Annotated in this window: 2 protein-coding genes and 1 tRNA gene; all 3 read right to left on the bottom strand. The window is 58.9% G+C overall.

Annotated features, from left to right (window positions below; all coding sequences use genetic code 11):
• Nucleotides 1–565 precede the first annotated feature (565 nt).
• Nucleotides 566–642, bottom strand: a tRNA-Ile gene (locus GSM73_RS23035).
• 15 nt (nt 643–657) lie between these two features.
• Nucleotides 658–4,401: a bifunctional diguanylate cyclase/phosphodiesterase gene (locus GSM73_RS23030; protein ID WP_160893928.1), complete on the bottom strand. Its 3,744-nt coding sequence runs from the start codon at nt 4,399–4,401 to the stop codon at nt 658–660.
• A 124-nt stretch (nt 4,402–4,525) separates the two neighbouring features.
• On the bottom strand, nt 4,526–5,777 hold a 1,252-nt coding region (gene rpoD / locus GSM73_RS23025), incomplete at its 5' end, for an RNA polymerase sigma factor RpoD (RefSeq protein ID WP_256677067.1).

Genomic DNA, 5,777 nt, shown 5'->3' with positions numbered 1-5,777 from the left:
CACTCCGAAGACCACGAGAATGGGTATGAGCGACCACCCCCACGTGAGGCTGTCGACATACCCAAACAGCGTTTGCAGGAATTCCATCTGTTTCTCCTATATTTCTTATTATCGGCGGAATCGCTCTCTTGAGCGTCCCGCGATCAGTTTATGCCTGGTTTTACATCCGATTTCGCGTCTTCGGACGTTTCGGTGCCGCCGATCGTTCCCGATCCGAAAACCCGCCATATGGCACCGTCGAGTCGTTCGAGGGCTAAACCGACCTTTATCGCTGGCAGTGGCCGGGCCCTGGCGGGCGCAACTGTACTACAGAGCGGTACTTTCGGCGCCCTGAGAGTTGTGCTTAATCAGCCTCAGGGGCTGCCCAATGTCTGTTCAGTTGAGTGCTACTGCCAGTTTGATCTTCTAAACGTCCGGTATAGGCGAAATTCACTATAGCTGGGCGGGTATACATCGCATGGATGACGTGCTTATTGCGCAGCGGTTGTTTATGAAGACCTTTGGCCAGTGCGCCCAGTCTCGCCGCTCAAAAACGCAAAAGCCGCGCAATGCGCGGCTTTCAAGATGGTGGGCCCACACGGACTCGAACCGTGGACCAAAGGATTATGAGTCCTCTGCTCTAACCAACTGAGCTATAGGCCCTCAGTAGGCCGCGGATTATAGCGACGGTTTCTCGGCTGTGCTATCCGAAAAATCCGATACGGTCATACGAAGAAACGTTGCGGCGAACTCTTCGGCACACAGGGGCAGGCTGACGATGTAGCCCTGGATCTGTTCGCACCCTTCTTCAGCCAGGAATTGTTGTTGCGCCAGGGTCTCGACGCCTTCGGCGATGATGGTGAATTGCATACTGCGGCCCAGGGCGATGATTGCCCGCACGATGGCCACGTCGTGCGGGTCATCGGGCAGGCCACGGACGAAGGACTGGTCGATCTTGAGGAAGTCCAGTGGCAAACGCTTGAGATAGCTCAGGGAGGAGTAGCCGGTGCCGAAGTCGTCTATCGCCAGTTGCACACCGAGTTTTTTCAGCTGGTGCAGCACCGCGAGGGCTTCTTCGGCCTGGCTCATGATGAAGTTTTCGGTAATTTCCAGTTGCAACAAGCCGGGCTTGAGGTGGTGCTCACGCAGCAACTGTTCGATACGCCCCAGCAGGTTGGGTTGGCGCAATTGGGCTCCGGCAAGGTTGACCGACAGCGGGCCGAGGCTTTCGTAGGCGTCGTTCCATTTGGACAGTTGTCGACAGGCATGTTCCAGTACCCAGTCGCCAATCTGCAGGATCATGCCGTTTTCTTCGGCCAGGGGGATGAAATGCTCCGGCGGTACGTCGCCAAATGTGGGGTGGGTCCAGCGAATCAGCGCCTCGGCGCCCACCAGGCGATTGTCGGCAAGGCTGAATTTGGGTTGGAAGGACAACGATAATTCGTTGCGCTCGATGGCGCGTCGCAACTCGTGTTCCAGTGCCACCCGCTCACTGGCCTGGGCGGTGAGGTCGCGGGTGTAGCTTTCAACCCGGTTGCGGCCCTTGGCCTTGGAGCGGTACATCGCCGCGTCGGCATTCTTGACCAGCGTGGCGACGTCGCAGCCATCCTGTGGGTACAGGCTGGTGCCGATGCTGGCGCTGATGAAAAACTCATGTTCACCGGCCTGGAACGGTGCGGCAAAGCAATTCAACAGTTTTTGGGCAATGTGTTCGGCGTCGCTGGGTTGTTGCAGGCCTGGCAGCAGGATGATGAATTCGTCACCCCCCAGGCGCGCCACGGTATCGATATCGCGCAACTGCTCGCGCAGGCGCACGGCGATACCCTTGAGCAGCAGATCTCCCACCGGGTGTCCCAAGCTGTCATTGATGTGCTTGAAGCGGTCCAGGTCCAGGAACAGCACCGCACCCTGGCCGCCATCTTCCTGCTGGCTGTTGAGCGCCGTCAGTAATCGGCTTTCGAACAATGTGCGATTTGGCAGGCCGGTGAGCGGGTCGTGGTGCGCCTGGTAATCGAGTCGGGCCTGGGCGTGCTTGAGGCTGGAAATATCGGCAAAGACCGCAACGAAATGGGTGATTTCCCGATCCCGGTTACGCACCGCGCTGATGGTCAGCCAACTGGGATACAACTCGCCGTTTTTACGCCGGTTGGAAATCTCCCCCTGCCAGTGTCCCTCGGCGGTCAACTGGTGCCACATCGCGGCATAGAACGCACTGTCATGCAGGCCGGAAGCCAACAGCCGCGGCGTGTGACCCAAGGCTTCGGTTTCGCTATAGCCGGTGATCTCGCTGAAGGCGCGGTTCACCGCGCTGATGTGCTGTTGTGTATCGGTGATCAGCACGCCTTCGGCAGTGCTTTCGAACACGGTGGCTGCCTGTTGCAGTTTTTCCTGCATCAGGTGGCGTTCGGTGATGTCCCGGGCGATGGTCAGCATGCAGTCTTCGTTGCCGATGGGCAGAGGGCGGCTGGACACTTCGCAGAGCCTTATCTGCCCATCGTTACGGCGGATATGACATCTGAAGTCCCTGACATAACCGTCTCGTTGCAATTGGTCGAGCATCTGTTTGCGCTCATTGAGGTTAACCCAGATACCCAGGTCCAGGGTGGAACGGTCCACCGACAAGGCGCTATTGAAACCGGTAATACGGCTGAAGCCTTCGTTGACCTCAATCAGCAGGCCGTCGCTTTGCCGGGACAGTAGCAGGCCGTCGGGCGAGGCATGAAAGGCCTTGGCGAACTTCTCTTCGGAAGTCTGCAACTGCTGCTGTGTTTCCTTGAGCTGGCTGATATCACGCACTACCACGACCAGGGCTGGGGTGGTGTCGAGGTCGAAGGGTTCGGCCGAGATCAGCCCGGTGAACACCTGGCCATTGCTGCGACGGAAAGGCATCTCCAGATTGCGGATACTGCCGGCCTGTAATCGTTGCAGCAGGCCCGGGCCGACGTCCTGGACGCCCCAGATGTTCAGTTCGGTCGCGGTTTGGCCCACCACCTCTGCGGCGCTCAGGCCAATCTGCTCCTCGAAGGCTTTGTTGACCTCCAGCAGGCAACCGTCCATCAGGCGCGCTATCACCAGGATGTCCGGACATTGACGAAATACCGAGGCGAATTTTTGCTCGGAGAGGCGCAGGGCTTCCTCGGTGCGTTTGGCTTCGCTGATGTCGATCATCAGCCCGCGCATCACCGGTTCGTGGCCGTGTTCGATCAGGCTGACAATATCGCGCACCCACAGGCAGCGGCCGTCAGCAGTGATCACGCGGTAATCAATGCAATGGTCCCGGCCCGCCAGCACTTCATGCTCACAATAGCTCTGGGCGCGGATCAGGTCGGCAGGATGAATGATGTTGCGCCAGAACCCTGGAATCAGCCAGTGGGAGAGGGGATAACCGAGCAGATCTTCGGCGTGAGGCGACACGTAGCTGTAGGTGAAGTCACTGACCCTTGCCTCCCAGGCAATTGCTGAAAGGCTCTCCACCAGCCCGCGGTAGTGGTATTCGCTGCTGCGCAGTTCTTGTTCCAGATCGACTCGTCGCGCGATCTCTGAGCTGAGGCGGCGATTGATGCGAATCACCGCCGCAAGGACACCGCTCAAGAGGAGCAGCGCCGGCAAGCCGTAAACCAGCAGGTCTGACCAGAACCTTCGGTAATCTCGGACATTGCCGACCCATTTCTCCTGGATTTCGCTGATCTGGGCCGGGCTCATGTCCGCTATCACCTTGTCCAGGATACCCACCAGTATCCTGTTCTCCCGGGGGACGCCCATGGCCAGTTGATAGCGATAGGGTGTTTCTCCGCTGACATAGAGCCCGTCAAGCTTGAGTTGGCGCAGGCTCCAGACACTGGAAGCCAGGTCGCCCACCACCGCATCCACTTTATCTGTGGCCAAGGCTTGCAAGGCTGAGCTGACATTGGGCAGCGCCACCAGATTCAGGTCTGGATGGTGGTTGCGCAACAGTTCGTGGGGCGCATAGTTTTCCACCACGGCGATTTTCAGCCCGTACAAATCCTCAAGGTTATGAGGTTCTGCACCGCCATGATGGGCCAGGATGACGATGGGGAAGTCCAGATATGGGCGGGTGAAGGCCAGGTAGTTCTGACGTTCGGGCGTGGACATGATGCCGGGTAAAAGATCGATTTTGCCCTGTGCGACCTGCTCCAGCACCATCGTCCAGCTGACGGGCTCGATAGGCGTGAGCGTGACAGCCAGCCGCTCGCGGATAACATCCACGTAGTCGGCGGCCAGGCCCTGATACCGCCCCTGATCGTCGCGAAATTCGAACGGTGGCCAGGAGGCGTCGACACCCAGGCGCAGGTCGGGGTGGTCCTTGAGCCAGCGGCGCTCTTCGTCGGTGAGCGTCAGCGCGCCAGCCGTTGCGGTCCAGCTCATCAATGACAGCAAAATCACGGCCGTCAGTCTGGGCATCACGGTCTCGTCATGGCTTGGGGAGGATGTTTCGAGTGTAGACGGGCAATAGGGCGGGGGGGCGTAGCGGGGGGATTTTATCTGCACATAACAAAACCCCCGGCAGGGCCGGGGGTTTTTAACATCACTCGTCGAGGAAGGAGCGCAGGTGCTCGCTTCGCGTCGGGTGGCGCAATTTGCGCAAGGCCTTGGCCTCGATCTGACGAATCCGCTCGCGGGTTACGTCAAACTGCTTACCGACTTCCTCAAGGGTGTGGTCGGTATTCATGTCGATGCCGAAACGCATGCGCAGTACCTTGGCTTCACGGGCAGTGAGGCCGGAGAGCACTTCGCGAGTCGCTTCCTTGAGGCTCTCAACGGTGGCGACATCGATCGGCGACTGCATGGTGGAGTCTTCGATGAAGTCACCCAGATGGGAGTCTTCGTCATCACCGATCGGGGTTTCCATGGAGATCGGCTCTTTGGCGATCTTCAATACCTTGCGGATTTTGTCCTCAGGCATTTCCATGCGTTCGCCCAGCTCTTCCGGAGTCGGTTCACGACCCATCTCCTGCAACATCTGCCGGGAAATGCGGTTGAGCTTGTTGATGGTCTCGATCATGTGCACCGGAATACGGATGGTGCGGGCCTGGTCGGCGATCGAGCGAGTGATCGCCTGACGGATCCACCAGGTGGCATAAGTCGAGAACTTGTAGCCGCGACGGTATTCGAACTTGTCCACCGCTTTCATCAGACCGATGTTGCCTTCCTGGATCAGATCGAGGAATTGCAGGCCGCGGTTGGTGTACTTCTTGGCGATGGAGATCACCAGACGCAAGTTCGCTTCGACCATCTCTTTCTTCGCGCGGCGGGCCTTGGCCTCACCGATCGACATGCGACGGTTGATGTCCTTGATCTCGGCGACGGTCAGGCCGGTTTCGGCCTCCAGCGCGGTCAGCTTCTGCTGGCAACGAATGATGTCCGGTTGCAGGCGGGCAATGGCTTCAGCGTATTTGCTTTTGCCTTTGGCCAGTGCATCGGTCCAGCTTTCGTCGACTTCGTGGCCAGGGAACTGACGCAGGAAATCAGCACGTGGCATGCGGGCATCACGCACGCACAGTTGCATGATCGCGCGCTCTTGCTGACGCAGACGATCCAGGGCGCCGCGGACACGCTCGACCAGGCCTTCGAATTGCTTTGGCACCAGTTTGATCGGCATGAACAGCTCGGCCAGTGCCAACAGCTCGGCAATTGCCTGCTTGTTGTTGCGGCCATGCTTCTTCAGCGCCTTGCGGGTGATTTCCATCTGGTCGGCCACAGCGCCGAAACGCTGGGCAGCGATGACCGGATCCGGACCGCTTTCGGCTTCTTCTTCGTCGTCGCTGGCTTCGGCGTCG

It is taken from the genome of Pseudomonas sp. PICF6 (assembly GCF_009831705.1).
Taxonomy (GTDB): Bacteria; Pseudomonadota; Gammaproteobacteria; order Pseudomonadales; family Pseudomonadaceae; genus Aquipseudomonas; species Aquipseudomonas rhizophila.
This window is presented reverse-complemented; position numbering and strand designations above follow the sequence as displayed.